Genomic DNA, 14,980 nt, shown 5'->3' with positions numbered 1-14,980 from the left:
ATATTTACATTACAAATGTACAACTAAATCGTTAAAATACAAATAAAATCGTCAAAATACATTAAAATTTAACATTTGACCCTTATTTTTAACGCTATGGAGATAATCTTTCAATTTTCCAATAGTAATTTTCTGACAATTTGTATCTTATTCTATCATGAAGTCGGTTTGGTCTTCCTTGCCAAAATTCAACTTCAATAGGTTTTACTAAAAATCCACCCCAAAAATCAGGTCTAGGAATTTCTTTAGATTCGTATTTATGTTCTAATTCTTTTAATTCGTTTTCCAAATAATCTCTATTAGGAATTACTTCGCTTTGATTTGAAACCAATGCTCCTAATTGACTTCCAACTGGTCTTGATGCAAAATAATTATCTGAAACTATAGTGCTTGTTTTTTCAGCAATTCCTTTTATAATAATTTGACGTTCCATTGAATGCCAAAAAAAAGACAAACAAACTTTTGGGTTTTCTAAAATAGCCTTTCCTTTTTCCGAATTATAATTGGTATAAAAAATAAAACCTTCTTCGTTAAACTTTTTTAAGAGTACTACTCTACTCTTTGGAAAACCGTCAAATCCATTTGTAGACACTGTCATTGCATTTACTTCATCAACTCCTCCAAAATCTTCTACTTCATGAAACCATCGATTAAATAAGTTAATAGGATCTTCAGGAATAGAAGTCTCTAATAATTCACTTTTCTCATATGATTTTCTGTAATTACTTAAATCAGACATGTTTTTTAATTATAATACAAAGTTACAAATTGTAGTTAAATGAAACTGTAAACTGTATAAATTATTACACTGATAGACATAAAAATTTACTCAAAAAAATAATTACTTTTTCTTCTTAGTTAAGAAACTAAATAAGAATTTAATAATTTTCACAAAATAAGTCTCAGAATTCGAATTCTTTTCCATCGTCTGCTAGTATTACATTATTAAAGATAGTTTGTGCTTCTTCTTTAAAAAAATCAATATTTCCATATCTAGTAGAATAATGTCCCATAATTAAAGTTTTTACATTTGCTTTTTTAGCAATGATTGCTGCTTGTTTAGCTGTTGTATGCATGGTTTTATCTGCTAAATGTGCTTCAGATTCTAAAAATGTAGATTCGTGATACAATGCATCAACATTTTTAATTATAGGTAAAATGGTTTCATTATAAACTGTATCACTACAAAATGCATAACTTTTCTCTGGTTCTGGATCAAAACTCAATAAATGATTTGGAATAATGGTTCCATCTTCTAAAGTTATGGTTCCACCTGCTTTTATTTTTTGATAATAACAAGTTTCAATATTGTACTTTTCTACAGCTTCTATATTCAATTTTCGATTACTATTTTTTTCTTTAAAAAGATACCCATTAGTATAAATTCTATGTTTTAATGGAATCGTTTTTACTATTACTTTCTCATCTTCAAAAATGATTTCACTTTCTGTTGATTCTAATTCGTGGAAATACAAATTATACCCAGTGTAAGAACCAGAAGCTTTTAATTGCATTAAAATGAGCTCTTTAATTCCTTTTGGTCCATATACATGCAAGTCATTTACTCTATTAAGTAGCATAAAAGTAGAAATAAGACCTACTAAACCATAAAAATGATCGCCATGAAGATGTGAAATAAAAATATGGTTTATTCTAGAAAATTTAATTTTATGTTTTCTTAATTGTACTTGAGTACCTTCACCACAATCTATCAGAAACATCTGATTCTTTATTTCTAAAACTTGAGAAGTAGGGTTTGTAATCGTTCTTGGTGTGGCTGCATAACAGCCTAATATGGTTAATTTCATCTTTTGGGTTTTCTGTCTTGAAGCAATGTCAAATAGGCTATATAATTTAAATTAAAATCCTAAATCACGTTCAATTTCTTCCATTTCAATAATATCAAGAGCTTCTAAAAGAGATGGAACAACCATTAAATAATCGGGAACTTCGTTAAATTCTAATGCATCAACAACTATTACAAATGATTTTTTTGATTTAATATGCTGTTTTGCTAAATCTTTAAAATTAATAATATCATCTATAGTAACTTTTTTATCAAGGGATACATCTAAAATTAAATTTTGATCTTTATATGATGCATATTGATTAGAAATGTTTTCTAAAAAAGCCTTAATATCTCCTTTAGTTTCTTTAAGTATGGTTGTATGTCCTTTTTTATCTACTTTCATAATGTAAATTCCTTTTATAAAACTATTTCTAATTAATATTTTAACTAAATTAGATTATTTATTAAAATAAAACAAAATTGGGATGATTATTGTTTGATTTTACTTGCTAATAAATAAATAACAGCCATTCTAATAGCTACTCCATTTTCAACTTGGTTTAAAATAACGGATTGTTGTGAATCGGCTACATCTGAAGTAATTTCAACACCTCTATTTATTGGTCCAGGATGCATAATCACAACTTCTTTATTTAATGAATTTAATAATTCTTTGGTTACACCATATTGTTGTGCATATTCTCTTGTAGAAGGAAAATAATTCACATCTAAACGTTCATTTTGTACTCGAAGCATATTGGCTACATCTGCCCATTCTAAAGCTGCTCTTAAATTTGGCTCTACTTTTACTCCTAAAGATTCTATATATTTAGGTATTAATGTTTTTGGGCCACATACTTTTACTTCTGCTCCTTGCATTTGCAATGCAAAAATATTTGATAAAGCTACTCTAGAATGAAGAATATCTCCTACAATTACTATTTTTTTCCCAGAAACATCACCTAATTTTTCTCTAATGGTGTAACTATCTAATAAAGCTTGTGTAGGATGTTCATGTGCGCCATCACCAGCATTTACTATACTAGCATTTACATTTTGTGAAAGAAAATGCGCTGCTCCAGGACTACTATGACGCATAACAACCATATCCACTTTCATTGATAAAATGTTGTTTACGGTATCAATTAAAGTTTCTCCTTTTTTAACAGATGATTGAGCAGCTGAAAAACTAATTACATCAGCAGAAAGTCTTTTTTGGGCTAATTCAAAAGATAGTTTTGTTCGTGTACTATTTTCAAAGAAAATATTGGCTATTGTAATATCTCTTAAAGAGGGAACTTTTTTAATGGGACGATTAATGACTTCTTTAAAATGATCGGCAGTTTCAAAGATTAAATCAATATCATTTTTATTAATATGTTTTATTCCTATTAAATGATTTACTGATAATTCTTTCATTTATTATTGTTATGTTGTCGTTGGTTTTTATTTTTTTTGCTCTAATAAGACTAAATCTTCTCCATCATTTTCTTTCCATTTTACAACCACTTTTTCATTATTTATGGCATCAACTTGTCTTCCTCTATAATCAGGTTGAATGGGTAAATGACGACTAAATCTTCTATCAATTAATGTTAGTAATTCTATTTCAGATGGTCTTCCAAAAGATTGAATAGCTGTTAATGCAGCTCGTATACTTCTTCCAGTGTATAAAACATCATCGATAAATACTACTTTTTTATCTTCTACTATAAAATTAATTTCTGTTTTATTAGCTTCCAAAGGTTTCTCTCCTCTTCTAAAATCATCTCTAAAAAAAGTAATATCTAAAAATCCTAGTTGTACTTCTTTTATTTTGTAATCTTCTTTTAGAACAGCTGCTAAACGTTCTGCAAGATACTTTCCTCTTGGTTGAATTCCAATTAAGATAGTATTTGAAAAATCGAGATGGTTTTCTATAAGTTGGCAAGCCAAACGATGCAGAATGATATTGACTTCTTTTGCAGTTAGCAATATTTTTTGACTCATTTTTGTATTTTGTTTGGTGTGTAAATTTACAATAAAATTCTCAATTTTAATTTGGTTGAAAAAATTTTTAAAATTGTAAAAAAATTCGTAACTTTAATGAGCAATGTAACTTAGAAAATTATGTATAGAATCATTTATCTCAGTTCTGCTACTACCAAGTTTAATAATGAAGAAATTATTGCATTATTAAAGACTTCAAGGAGTAATAATGAAGCCAATGGAATTACTGGTCTACTTCTTTATTCCGATGGAAATTTCTTGCAAATTATAGAAGGTAAACGAAAACCACTACAGAAGCTTTACAATAAAATAAGTATGGATTCCAGACATAGAAATATTATTAAAGTATTTGATGGTAAAATAACTTCAAGGATGTATCCAAATTTAGAAATGGGATTTAATAGCATTGACAGAGAATTTCATGATCCTAACTCAAACACAATCTATGAAAATTACAGTCCAATTATAAATAATGAAGACGCAATAGCTTCTATATTTATTGAAACATTCTTAAAATCGAATAAAGAAAAATTTATTATAAAATGAAAAAATCCCGATTAATCGGGATTTATAATTTTACGCATACATTGTTTTACGTTGCTCTTTAATTTTTGGATCTTCTAGATATTCATCAAATGTCATGTATCTATCAATAACACCTTTTGGAGTGATTTCTAAAACTCTATTCGCAACAGTTTGTGCAAACTCATGATCATGAGTAGTAAATAATACAGAACCCTTAAAATTTTTCAATGAATTATTAAAAGCTGTAATCGATTCTAAATCTAAGTGGTTTGTTGGCTCATCTAACATTAGTACATTTGCTCTTAACATCATCATTCTAGAAAGCATACAACGCACTTTCTCTCCTCCTGATAAAACATTACATTTCTTTAATGCTTCTTCTCCTGAGAAAATCATTTTTCCAAGAAAACCTCTAATATAAACTTCATCTCTTTCTTCTTCTGTTTTAGCATATTGACGTAACCAGTCTACTAAATTTAAGTCTTTATTCTCAAAAAACTCATGATTATCACTTGGTAAATAGGATTGAGAAGTTGTAATTCCCCAATCAAAAGTACCTGAATCGGCTTTTTGATTTCCATTTAATATTTCGTAAAAAGCAGTTGTTGCTCTAGAATCTTTAGAAAAAACTACTACTTTATCACCTTTTGCCATATTTAAATCTACATTATTAAATAATACTTCACCATCAATTGAAGCACTTAAATTTTGTACATTTAAAATTTGGTCACCAGCTTCACGTTCTGTATCAAATATTATTGCAGGATATCTTCTACTAGAAGGCTTTATTTCGTCTAAATTTAATTTGTCAATCATTTTTTTACGAGAAGTAGCTTGTTTAGATTTTGCTACATTGGCACTAAAACGACGAATAAACTCTTCAAGTTCTGCTTTTTTCTCTTCAGCTTTCTTATTTTGTTGTGCTTTTTGTTTAGCTGCTAATTGACTTGATTCATACCAAAAAGTATAATTCCCTGAATAATGATTAATTTTTCCAAAATCGATATCAGAAACATGTGTACAAACTGCATCTAAGAAGTGACGGTCGTGAGAAACTACTAATACCGTATTCTCATAATTAGCTAAGAAGTTCTCTAACCAACCAATTGTTTCAAAATCCAAATCATTTGTAGGCTCATCCATAATTAATACATCTGGATTGCCAAAAAGTGCTTGTGCTAATAATACACGAACTTTTAGTTTACCTTCTAATTCACCCATTAAGGTGTAATGATAATCTGCAGAAATACCTAAATTAGATAACATTGATCCAGCATCAGAATCTGCATTCCAACCATTCATTTCATCAAATTGCAATTGCAACTCACCTATTCTGTCTGCATTCTCATCTGTATAATCGAGATATAAAGCGTCCATTTCTGTTTTAATAGCATGTAGCACTTTATTTCCCATTAAAACTGTTTCCAAAACCGTATGTTCATCAAACATATTGTGATTTTGGTTTAAAACCGACATACGTTTTCCTGGTTCTAGTATTACTCTTCCTGATGTAGGATCAACTTCACCTGATAAAATTTTTAAAAAGGTAGATTTTCCAGCACCATTAGCACCAATGATTCCGTAGCAATTTCCTTGAGTAAAGGTTACATTTACTTCATCAAATAAAATACGTTTACCAAATTGAACTGATAAATTAGAAACTGTTAACATTATTATTGTTTTTTATAAAATTGTTGCAAAAGTAGAAAAAAATATGCAGTTTTGGTATCCTAATAGATGCATAACTTATATTATGTTTATTTTAACGCATCATTAACAAGACCTTTAACATGGAAAATTTAATTTTGTTTCCTAATAATTAGTAAATTAATAAATGATTCAAAAAAATATTAAATACTTTTTACCTTTATCTATCCTTGCTTTAACCACATTAATTTCTTGCAAAAAAGACTTTCAACCTGACAATTATGTGGCTTATTTCGGTGGGGAAATCATTAATCCACAAGATAATTTTGTATTATTTATGAAGGATGAGACTATTCTTGATACTATTTATTTAGACAAAAATAATCGTTTTCTACATAAATTTGATTCATTAGCTTCAGGATTATATACTTTCAAACACACTCCTGAATTTCAATATGTTTATTTTGATAAGAATGATAGTTTAATGATTCGTTTGAATTCTATGGATTTTGATAATTCTTTGTCATTTTGTGGAAGAGGAGATGAAAAGAATAATTTTCTAATTGATTTATACCTAAAAAATGAAAATGATAGATCTAATTTATATGAAATTTTAGATAAAGATTTAGAAACTTATACTAAATCTATTGATTCTAGTTATAAAAATAGAAGAGCATATTATCTTAAGCGCAAATCTGAAATAAACTGGAATAAGAATTTTGATGACATTGCACAAGCTGGTGTAGATCTTCATTATTTTTATAAAAAAGAATTGTATCCTTATGCTCATGAATACAAAACTGGTGAGAATATTTGTCCAAAATTACCCAAAGATTATTATTCGTACAGAAAAACATTAAATCTAAATAACCCACAACTAGGTAGTTTTTCTCCTTTTATCAAATATGTTTCTGCTTTATTAAATAATGTTACGTACGAAAAAGGAAAATGTAAATTAGAAATAAAATCTCTTGAAAAAAATATTCAAAAGTTAAATATTGCTGATACTTTATTAAAAGATAATAATGTAAAAAATATTGTTTTAAACAACATTGCTTACATGTATTTATTAGAAGATCAGAATATGTATAATAATAAAAAATTCATAGATAGATATATAGAATTATCTTCAGATGAAGAAAAACATAGAGAAGTTACTCAAATTTATAATGCTGTACAAAATTTAAAGTTAGGCAATCAACTTCCAAAGGTATCTTTAATTGATAAAGATTTAAAAAGTGTTGATTTACAGAGCTTGATAAATAATAAGGAAACAGTAATTTTCTTTTGGACTACACACGCTGAATCACATATTAAAACTGTACATGAAAAGGTTTTAACATTAAAAGAAAAGTATCCAAATATTAATTTTATAGCTATAAATATTAATGATACGAAAGAAAATTGGTTAGAAACATTTAAAAAATATGATTTTAAAAATGTTCTTGAATTGAAAGCTGTTAATTTTGAGGAGATTAAAGAAAATTGGGTAATTACTAAAATTCATAGAACAATAATTTTAAACCCAGATGGGACCATTAAAAATGCTTTTGCTAATTTATTTGATGCTCATTTTGAAAAAGGTTTATAATCAACTATATTAATATTAAAAAGGGCGATTTTCAATATTGAAAATCGCCCTTTTTAATTATTTTTAATTTTACTTTTCAAATAATTACTTATTCCCTTTTTCAAAATCAGCAATAAATTGAGCTAAACCTATATCTGTTAATGGATGTTTTAATAAACCTAATATAGATGATAAAGGTCCTGTCATAACATCTGCTCCAATTTTAGCACAATTTACAACATGCATCGTATGACGAACAGAAGCTGCTAGAATTTGAGTTTCAAAACCATAATTATCATAAATTTGACGTATTTCATCAATTAAGTTTAATCCGTCTGTAGAAACGTCATCTAATCTTCCTAAAAATGGAGAACAATATGTTGCTCCAGCTTTTGCTGCCAATAAAGCTTGTCCAGCAGAGAAAATTAAAGTAACATTTGTTTTAACACCTTTATCAGAAAAGTACTTACAAGCTTTAATTCCTTCTTTAGTCATTGGTAACTTCACAACAATTTGCTCATGTAAATCTGCAAGTTCTTCCCCTTCTTTAATCATACCGTCATAATCCACAGCATTAACCTCTGCACTTACATCACCTTCAACTATATTACAAATATCTACATAATGCTTTAAGATATTATTCTTACCAGTAATTCCTTCTTTAGCCATTAATGATGGATTTGTAGTAACTCCATCTAGAACACCTAATGCTTGAGCTTCTTTAATTTGGTCTAAGTTAGCCGTGTCAATAAAAAATTTCATACGTTTTTATTTAATTATATATGTGTGTTGTTTAAAAATGCGAAATTACAATTTATTTTTTCTAAATTCTAAAATTATATATCTATAACTTATAATGATTCATTAATAATTTCTCATAAACAGTATCTGGTAGAATGCGTTTTAAAACAATAGAAAACTTTTGCATGAAAGCACCTACTTTATAGTGAATTTTTGGCTTTTTGGCAGTAATAATAGTATAAATTGCTTCTGCCATATCATTTGGATTACTTCCAGAATCAACATGATTATTCATCATATCTAAAGTCATTCCATAAGTTTTCTCATAAGCAGAACCAATGATTACTGGTGCATGATACCTTCCTGCAGCAATATTTGTTGCGAAATCACCTGGAGCAACATTTACAATTCTAATTCCAAATGATTTCACTTCCATATTCATTGCCTCAGTAACTAATTCTAAAGCACCTTTAGAAGCCGAATAAACGCCTCTAAAAGGTAATCCCATATAACCAGCAATTGAGGTTATATTAAGGATTAGACCGCTTTTTTGAGAACGCATTTGTGGTAAAACCGCTTTCATTACTTCAATAGGTCCAAATAAATTAGTCTCAAAATTATTTTTAATTTCTTCTGTTGGAATTTCTTCTAGTGGTCCAGTTATTCCTACTCCAGCGTTATTAATCACTACATCAATTTTTCCTTCTTTTTCAATTAGTTGTTGAATTGCTTTTCTTATACTTTCAACATTTCTTACATCTAAAGCTAATAATGGAATTTTTGAATTTTGAATGACTTCAGGATGCCTACTAGTTCCATAAACTGTAAAACCTTTATTAAGTAAATATTCTCCAATAGCTTTACCAATACCAGAAGAAGCTCCTGTAATAAAAACAACTTTGCTCATTTTTCTAAATTATATTGCGAAATTAAAGCTTTTAATAGGTTTATAAAACTATTTTAACGAAATTCCTAAACCTGGCTTCTCTGAAAGTAAAACTCTACCCTTTTTTATTGAACTACCTCTCGCTACATCATTAGCTATTAAATTAGCACCATCTAAATCTACAAAATCAACTAAAGGTACCAAAACAGCTCCTGCTGAAATTCCTATAGTAGTTTCTGTCATACAACCAATCATGATTTTTAATTTATTGGCTCTAGCCTTTTTTATTGCATTTAAAGCGGGTGTCAAACCTCCTACTTTAACTAACTTAAGATTAATAGAAGTGTAATGCGACTTTAAACTTGTAAAGGTTCTATTTCCTTGATAATCTTCATCAGCCATCCAATTCACATTTTTAGTAATGTCTAAATTAGAGAAATTTTGATATCCTACTTCTAAAGGTTGTTCAATATAAGTTAGTTTTTTTGAAATAGGATTTTCTTCTAATTCCTTACAATTATTAATAGTAAAACTTCCATTAGCATCTAGAGCAATTTTTTTACCCGTATTATATAGCATTTCAATTGATTTACTATCATAATTATTGCATTTTATTTTATACTTTTTCCAACCTAACGCCTCAATTTTATCAAGCTGTTCTTGCACTGGTGCAGCACTAATAGTAATGGAAGAAGTCTTAAGTCTTTTATAAGAAATAGAATTTAATTCTAAAAAATTTTTATTTTCTAGTTTACCAAATAAATCCCAGTAAGCACAATCTAAAGCAGATTGTAGAAATAGATGCAATCTTAATTTCTTTAAAAAGGAATAAAATTTTATAGGATGTAATATCGATTGTCTCTCAATTTTATTTTTAACTAGTTCTAATTTTAAAATAAATTCATTCAAATTTATATTATAATAGTTTATAGCTATGCATTCTCCATACCCTGTTTCTCTATTATAATTTAACGAAATAATCAATGCATCCCTAAAAGTATAATCACCACAACTTAAGGAAAACTTTTCTTTTAACTGCAATCGAACAATTTGCCACTTTAATTTCATATTTATAATATTGGCATAAAAATAAAAAATCTCCTTGAAGGAGACTGTAGTATTTTGAAAAAGTATTAAAAAAGCATTTGAAATAAAAAAATGGCAAGCGACCTACATCGCACCGCTACAACCGCTTACCCTTGCTGTGTTCCCACCCTGGGGGAGTCTGCAGGAGCTGGTCGTGTAGGACTTGCCGATGCAAATATACAAACATTTTATATTTTTGCAAGGACAATTGCAACTTTAAAAAAACGTTGTATATTGTACTAATAAAATTTTACTGTGATGATGAATCTTAAGCCTTTCGCTTTCATACTATTAAGCATTTTTATTAACTCATGTGGAAATAATAAAAATGATGAAAAAAAATTATTTTCAATTGATACTTCAGCTTTAAAGCAAGTTTATCAATTAGATGAGAGCTTAAATTTAGTTATAAAAAATGAAGAAAATAAAACTATTGACTCAGTTGTTTATTTAATTAATGGCACAAAAATTGGCTCTGTAAAAAATAATAGTAAATTAAAATTTGACTTATCTAATCAAAAATTAGGATATCAAAAAATCAATGCTTCTGTCTATGCAGATGAAACAAGTGTAGATGTGACTGCTAACTTTATAGTTGCTTCCAATATAAATCCAAAAGCACTGAAGTATAAAATAGTTAATACATATCCTCATGACATAAAAGCCTATACACAAGGTTTTGAATTTTATAGAGATACATTATATGAAGGAACTGGAAATGGAGAAGGAAAAGGAACAGGAAAAAGAGGTATTTCAAGTTTAAGAAAAACTAATTATAAAACAGGAGATGTTTACAAAACGGTTTCACTAGCTGAACAATACTTTGGTGAAGGAATTACCATTTTAAACAATAAAGTATATCAACTAACTTGGTTGAATAATGAAGGTTATGTTTACAATGCAGATACGTTTGAAAAGATTAAAACTTTCAAATATTTTAAAGAAATGCAAGGTTGGGGTTTAACCAATGATGGTAAGAATTTATACATGAGTGAAGGTAGTGAAAAAATTTACATTTTAGATCCAGAAACACTACAAGAGGTTGATCATATAAACGTTTATACCAAAAAAGCAAAAATCGAATCACTAAACGAATTAGAATGGATTGAAGGAAAGATTTGGGCAAATGTGTATGGTAGAGATGCTCTAGCGGTTATTAACCCTAAAAATGGTGCTGTTGAAGGTATCTTAGATTTAAAAGATTTAAAATCGAAGGTAACTCAACATCCTGATGTAGATGTTTTAAATGGAATAGCTTATAATCCTAAGACTAAAACCATTTTTCTAACAGGTAAAAATTGGGACAAAACATTTGAAATCGCTTTAGAGTAATTAGTTAATCGTAAAAAAATATTTTTTATTTTTTAAATTCTTCAGAATAATAAAGGTTGTTATTAAAATAATGAAGCAATTATTAAGCGATGTAAAATTTGTACAAAAGATTTTATTTTGATAAACTATTATACAAAAGCGGAATTTATTTTGCTAAAAAATAGAAGAAAAGTTGTTTAGACTTCTCCTCTATTTTTATCTTTTATCCTAAAAACAATAGAATGCTATTGTTTTTAGTAATTTAACTTTGTAGCCCATTTTTTTGCAATTCTCATTTCTTCTCCTATTACAAAATTTTGATCATCAATTTTAAAAAACTCTAAATTAATAGTCTCGTTATTAGGATGCATTTCAAAAACTAATTCCAAAGTATGAATCGTTTTGTCTCCATTTTTTGAATCATTTAAAAAACAATTTTTTACTAATTTAACTGGAATATCTATAGCTGTAACATTTGAATTTTTCTTTCTGTAAAAGAAAATATTTTCCTTATCACTACTCATAGCAATAATTGAATTATTTGTCCATGTATCAAATTCAAGAATGTCCTTATTCTGTTTATTAGCATATAAATTCAACTGAGTTATCAGTTTTTTTGTCTTTTTATTGCCATTTCTATTTATAATTAATATTGGTAGCATTAGGACTAAAAATAATATAGTCCCAATTATTGTATTGGGTAAATCCATTTCTTATTATTTATTTAAATTATTAATTTATCTCTATTATGATTGATAAGTAAATAACAATCAAAAGATTAATAATTACCAAAAACTATGAAATGGATAAATAATTTGAATATTAGAAAAACATACTAAAGTGTTATTTAATATTTTTTCATATAAATTAGTGAAAAAAGAAAAAAGTAACTCTTTAGTAGAAGATGAAGTAGAAAAAAAACACGAAAATGACTTTTGAAATTTAAATAAATAAGACAAACTTATATGTTCAACAAAAACATTTTGTGTTTCAATTTGAATTGCAACATCATTATTCTTTTGAGATAATTGACTATAATGTGTTGGCTCTAAACTATCATTTAGAGAATTTATTGGAAGATTATCATTACTTTTTGTAATAAAAGCAATAACAACTAATAAGGAAAATAAGTACTTAAAATACTTACTCATGTCAATTAAATTATTTGTGCAAAAATAATTGCAATTAAAGTTCAATACTAAAAAGTAATGTTAATTTATTCTAAAATGCTGTTCAAAAACTAATTTGACTTATTCTTGCTAGCTCTTTTCTCTTTGTAATATTTTTTAGTACTGATATAAATTGTTTTATTCAATTCGGTAAAAATAGTTTCTTCTCCATTCGTTATTTTTAGATTTTTGACCCAATCAATCTCTTTCTCATTATTTACTTTTTCAATAATTTCAACTATCTCTTCAGAACTAAATTCAAAAGTTACAAAAGCATTACTATACACTGGTCTTTTAAATCTAATTTCAGTTGATTTATCCCACACGACATAATCCTTTCCAAGAATTTGCATTAATTGTATCATATAAATTGGATCTGTTGCCGAAAACAAACTTCCACCAAACATAGAACCTACATAATTCTTGTTCTTATAAGACAAAGGGATTTTAACTTTTACAACATGTATATCTTCAGAAACAAAAATAATTCTTCCACAACTTCTTCTGTACATGGGAGAAATATTAAACATTGCTTTAAATAATGTAGATTTTTTATAAAAACGGTTTAAGAAACTAAAAATAGTATCGTACATAATATTAAACCGTCAAATGAGTCACTATATCTTTAACTGGTAAAATTGCTTTTGTATGTTCTATACTTGGTCCAGCAACCCAAACTGTTTTATAAGTTACTTGTGTAGCCGCTTTTTCTGTTGCTTTCATACCAATGTAGAAACGAACCATCTTAACCCATTTCTTTAAAGATTTGTTTTTATTTAAAATACGTTCTAACCAACTTTGTTTTGTTCCTACTTTTTGAACATAAGGTGTATTAATTACTGTACAAGGTGTTCCCGAAATACGCTCTGTCAGGACGATATCTTTTTCTCCATAATCAACACATGCTTGTTTGTATTCATCAGAAACTCCTGCTTCAATAGAAGCAATAAAAGGACTACCTACTGAAACTCCAATAGCGCCATAACTTAACATTTTGTCTAATTCTTCCTTAGTTCCTACTCCACCAGCAGAAATAACTGGCAAAGAGGTTCCTTCATTAAGTTGTTTAATTAATTCATCTGGTTCAATATTTCCTCTATGACCGCCTGCTACATTATTAACAGCTATTAAAGCATCTGCTTTTAAACTTTCAACTTTTTTAGCAAAACCTAAATCTGTGACATCACAAAATACTTTAATACCTACTTTATGTGCTTCATTTATTGTTTCTTCTGGACTGCCTAGAGAAGTAATAATAAAATCTACTCCTTCTTCACATAACACTCTAAGTTGCTCTTTATACTTTACATTTGATTTATTAACAATTAAATTATAACCAAAACTTCCTCCTTCAACTTTTGCTTCTTTTAGTTCTTTTATTGAAGCTCTTAACTCCTCTAAAGTTCTATAATTTAATGCAGGAATACATCCAGCAATACCACTTTTCATAGCTTCTACAACCATTTTAGTATTAGATACTAAAAACATAGGTGCCATAATTATAGGGTGTTTAATTCCAAGTAGCGTTTTTAAATTTGGTTTTTCCATTTTAATTTAATTTTATTCAAATATAGAAAAGTTTTATTAAATAGTATGCATGCATACTATTTATATTTATACTGCATTATCTTTTTTTACGTGAAGAAGCTGGCTTAGAATTAGATCCTTTTTTTATTTCATATTTGTTCAAACTAGCATTATATGTATATGTATTTTGCTGGGATTTATTTTTTAAGATAACATCGCCATTTGGTAATAAATTAAACTCAAATCCTTCTTTTCTATTTCTTTCTTGTGTTTCTGAAGCTGTTTTATTTTTATCTAAAAAAACAGTTTCAACTATATGACTCGATTTTTGAGTATTTCCTAGTAACAATTCTTTTTTTTCTATATTCCAAATTTGAGATTCAACTATATCTTGATCTTCATTCTTAAGTTTTGTACTAATTTTATTCTTTTCTTCCCAATGAATATGATATAATTTAACATTATTTACTGTAAATGGTGTTATTGCAAAATTAATAGGATTTAAATCTGGATTATTATTACTTAATTCTATTGTTTCTTTATTTCCATCATTTAAAACAAACAACACTATTTTTTTTTGCTTATCAACTGTACTTATTTCTGCAGTAAGATTATCAATTTTAGCTAAAACAGATTTTGAAGTTGTTTTTTTGCTTGTTGTTTTTTTCTTTTGAGAAAACCCTGTAGCAGCTACAATAAGAAGTAAAACCAAAAATGCACTTTTCATATTATTTTTTTTA

The 14,980-nt window shown here is 27.5% G+C and carries 17 protein-coding genes and 1 other RNA gene; 3 read left to right on the top strand and 15 right to left on the bottom strand.

Annotation, left to right across the window (positions count from 1 at the left end; translation table 11 throughout):
• Window positions 1–94: 94 nt before the first annotated feature.
• The 5 genes from pdxH to pyrR form a co-directional block, all read right to left on the bottom strand.
• Window positions 95–739 carry a pyridoxamine 5'-phosphate oxidase gene (gene pdxH, locus ACULEV_RS07215; RefSeq protein ID WP_445457996.1) on the bottom strand — a complete coding sequence of 215 codons (645 nt, stop codon included), beginning with the start codon at window positions 737–739 and terminating at the stop codon, window positions 95–97.
• A gap of 163 nt (window positions 740–902) precedes the next feature.
• Window positions 903–1,808: a ribonuclease Z gene (locus ACULEV_RS07210; RefSeq protein ID WP_445457995.1), complete on the bottom strand. Its 906-nt coding sequence runs from the start codon at window positions 1,806–1,808 to the stop codon at window positions 903–905.
• 51 nt (window positions 1,809–1,859) lie between these two features.
• A complete protein-coding gene (locus ACULEV_RS07205) occupies window positions 1,860–2,192 on the bottom strand; it encodes a ribonuclease Z (RefSeq protein WP_445457994.1) in 333 nt (110 codons plus the stop codon).
• An 86-nt stretch (window positions 2,193–2,278) separates the two neighbouring features.
• Window positions 2,279–3,208, bottom strand: a complete 930-nt coding sequence (locus ACULEV_RS07200; RefSeq protein WP_445457993.1) for an aspartate carbamoyltransferase catalytic subunit — start codon at window positions 3,206–3,208, stop codon at window positions 2,279–2,281.
• 27 nt (window positions 3,209–3,235) lie between these two features.
• Window positions 3,236–3,778 (bottom strand): bifunctional pyr operon transcriptional regulator/uracil phosphoribosyltransferase PyrR, encoded by a 543-nt coding sequence (gene pyrR, locus ACULEV_RS07195; RefSeq protein ID WP_445457992.1) that lies wholly within the window; start codon window positions 3,776–3,778, stop codon window positions 3,236–3,238.
• Window positions 3,779–3,898: 120 nt separating this feature from the next.
• On the opposite strand from pyrR, the gene ACULEV_RS07190 reads away from it, so the two are divergent.
• Window positions 3,899–4,324, top strand: a complete 426-nt coding sequence (locus ACULEV_RS07190; protein WP_445457991.1) for a BLUF domain-containing protein — start codon at window positions 3,899–3,901, stop codon at window positions 4,322–4,324.
• A gap of 30 nt (window positions 4,325–4,354) precedes the next feature.
• Here ACULEV_RS07190 and ACULEV_RS07185 read toward each other — a convergent pair whose 3' ends face one another.
• Window positions 4,355–5,974 carry an ABC-F family ATP-binding cassette domain-containing protein gene (locus tag ACULEV_RS07185; protein ID WP_445457990.1) on the bottom strand — a complete coding sequence of 540 codons (1,620 nt, stop codon included), beginning with the start codon at window positions 5,972–5,974 and terminating at the stop codon, window positions 4,355–4,357.
• Window positions 5,975–6,137: 163 nt separating this feature from the next.
• Between ACULEV_RS07185 and ACULEV_RS07180 the strand changes: the two genes are divergently transcribed.
• Window positions 6,138–7,541, top strand: coding sequence for a TlpA family protein disulfide reductase (locus ACULEV_RS07180; protein WP_445457989.1), 1,404 nt, complete (start codon window positions 6,138–6,140; stop codon window positions 7,539–7,541).
• 84 nt (window positions 7,542–7,625) lie between these two features.
• On the opposite strand, the gene fsa is transcribed toward ACULEV_RS07180, so the two are convergent.
• The 4 genes from fsa to ffs form a co-directional block, all read right to left on the bottom strand.
• Window positions 7,626–8,282, bottom strand: coding sequence for a fructose-6-phosphate aldolase (fsa, locus tag ACULEV_RS07175; RefSeq protein WP_140963051.1), 657 nt, complete (start codon window positions 8,280–8,282; stop codon window positions 7,626–7,628).
• 82 nt (window positions 8,283–8,364) lie between these two features.
• Window positions 8,365–9,168: an SDR family oxidoreductase gene (locus tag ACULEV_RS07170; protein ID WP_445457988.1), complete on the bottom strand. Its 804-nt coding sequence runs from the start codon at window positions 9,166–9,168 to the stop codon at window positions 8,365–8,367.
• Window positions 9,169–9,216: 48 nt separating this feature from the next.
• Window positions 9,217–10,215: an enolase C-terminal domain-like protein gene (locus ACULEV_RS07165; RefSeq protein WP_445457987.1), complete on the bottom strand. Its 999-nt coding sequence runs from the start codon at window positions 10,213–10,215 to the stop codon at window positions 9,217–9,219.
• Between the two features lie 88 nt (window positions 10,216–10,303).
• An RNA gene (gene ffs / locus ACULEV_RS07160) (signal recognition particle sRNA small type) lies at window positions 10,304–10,402 on the bottom strand.
• Between the two features lie 89 nt (window positions 10,403–10,491).
• Here ffs and ACULEV_RS07155 point away from each other — a divergent pair.
• Window positions 10,492–11,565: a glutaminyl-peptide cyclotransferase gene (locus ACULEV_RS07155; protein ID WP_445457986.1), complete on the top strand. Its 1,074-nt coding sequence runs from the start codon at window positions 10,492–10,494 to the stop codon at window positions 11,563–11,565.
• A 233-nt stretch (window positions 11,566–11,798) separates the two neighbouring features.
• Here the strand turns inward: ACULEV_RS07155 and ACULEV_RS07150 are convergent, their stop codons facing one another.
• The 5 genes from ACULEV_RS07150 to ACULEV_RS07130 form a co-directional block, all read right to left on the bottom strand.
• The gene (locus ACULEV_RS07150; RefSeq protein WP_445457985.1) at window positions 11,799–12,206 is read right to left on the bottom strand and encodes a hypothetical protein; all 408 of its coding nucleotides are present in this window, start codon (window positions 12,204–12,206) and stop codon (window positions 11,799–11,801) included.
• A 123-nt stretch (window positions 12,207–12,329) separates the two neighbouring features.
• On the bottom strand, window positions 12,330–12,695 hold the full coding sequence (locus ACULEV_RS07145) for a hypothetical protein (protein ID WP_445457984.1): 366 nt from the start codon (window positions 12,693–12,695) through the stop codon (window positions 12,330–12,332).
• An 89-nt stretch (window positions 12,696–12,784) separates the two neighbouring features.
• Complete coding sequence (locus tag ACULEV_RS07140) at window positions 12,785–13,306, bottom strand: DUF4442 domain-containing protein (RefSeq protein WP_445457983.1); 522 nt, start codon at window positions 13,304–13,306, stop codon at window positions 12,785–12,787.
• 4 nt (window positions 13,307–13,310) lie between these two features.
• Window positions 13,311–14,261 (bottom strand): NAD(P)H-dependent flavin oxidoreductase, encoded by a 951-nt coding sequence (locus ACULEV_RS07135; RefSeq protein ID WP_445457982.1) that lies wholly within the window; start codon window positions 14,259–14,261, stop codon window positions 13,311–13,313.
• Window positions 14,262–14,337: 76 nt separating this feature from the next.
• Window positions 14,338–14,967 (bottom strand): hypothetical protein, encoded by a 630-nt coding sequence (locus ACULEV_RS07130; RefSeq protein ID WP_445457981.1) that lies wholly within the window; start codon window positions 14,965–14,967, stop codon window positions 14,338–14,340.
• Between the last annotated feature and the right edge of the window lie 13 nt (window positions 14,968–14,980).

Source organism: Flavobacterium sp. HNIBRBA15423, from assembly GCF_052655965.1.
Note: the sequence above shows the minus strand (reverse complement) of the source record. Positions and strands in the feature narration are given on the sequence as shown.

Bases quoted from the DNA above. Each gene is read 5' to 3' on its own strand.
- ACULEV_RS07185 (WP_445457990.1), bottom strand. From the start codon at position 5,974: ATGTTAACAGTTTCTAATTTATCAGTTCAATTTGGTAAACGTATTTTA.
- ACULEV_RS07150 (WP_445457985.1), bottom strand. From the start codon at position 12,206: ATGCTACCAATATTAATTATAAATAGAAATGGCAATAAAAAGACAAAA.
- ACULEV_RS07205 (WP_445457994.1), bottom strand. From the start codon at position 2,192: ATGAAAGTAGATAAAAAAGGACATACAACCATACTTAAAGAAACTAAA.
- ACULEV_RS07200 (WP_445457993.1), bottom strand. From the start codon at position 3,208: ATGAAAGAATTATCAGTAAATCATTTAATAGGAATAAAACATATTAAT.
- fsa (WP_140963051.1), bottom strand. From the start codon at position 8,282: ATGAAATTTTTTATTGACACGGCTAACTTAGACCAAATTAAAGAAGCT.
- ACULEV_RS07180 (WP_445457989.1), top strand. From the start codon at position 6,138: ATGATTCAAAAAAATATTAAATACTTTTTACCTTTATCTATCCTTGCT.
- ACULEV_RS07130 (WP_445457981.1), bottom strand. From the start codon at position 14,967: ATGAAAAGTGCATTTTTGGTTTTACTTCTTATTGTAGCTGCTACAGGG.
- ACULEV_RS07155 (WP_445457986.1), top strand. From the start codon at position 10,492: ATGATGAATCTTAAGCCTTTCGCTTTCATACTATTAAGCATTTTTATT.
- ACULEV_RS07170 (WP_445457988.1), bottom strand. From the start codon at position 9,168: ATGAGCAAAGTTGTTTTTATTACAGGAGCTTCTTCTGGTATTGGTAAA.
- ACULEV_RS07135 (WP_445457982.1), bottom strand. From the start codon at position 14,261: ATGGAAAAACCAAATTTAAAAACGCTACTTGGAATTAAACACCCTATA.
- ACULEV_RS07210 (WP_445457995.1), bottom strand. From the start codon at position 1,808: ATGAAATTAACCATATTAGGCTGTTATGCAGCCACACCAAGAACGATT.
- ACULEV_RS07190 (WP_445457991.1), top strand. From the start codon at position 3,899: ATGTATAGAATCATTTATCTCAGTTCTGCTACTACCAAGTTTAATAAT.
- ACULEV_RS07145 (WP_445457984.1), bottom strand. From the start codon at position 12,695: ATGAGTAAGTATTTTAAGTACTTATTTTCCTTATTAGTTGTTATTGCT.
- ACULEV_RS07140 (WP_445457983.1), bottom strand. From the start codon at position 13,306: ATGTACGATACTATTTTTAGTTTCTTAAACCGTTTTTATAAAAAATCT.
- pyrR (WP_445457992.1), bottom strand. From the start codon at position 3,778: ATGAGTCAAAAAATATTGCTAACTGCAAAAGAAGTCAATATCATTCTG.
- ACULEV_RS07165 (WP_445457987.1), bottom strand. From the start codon at position 10,215: ATGAAATTAAAGTGGCAAATTGTTCGATTGCAGTTAAAAGAAAAGTTT.
- pdxH (WP_445457996.1), bottom strand. From the start codon at position 739: ATGTCTGATTTAAGTAATTACAGAAAATCATATGAGAAAAGTGAATTA.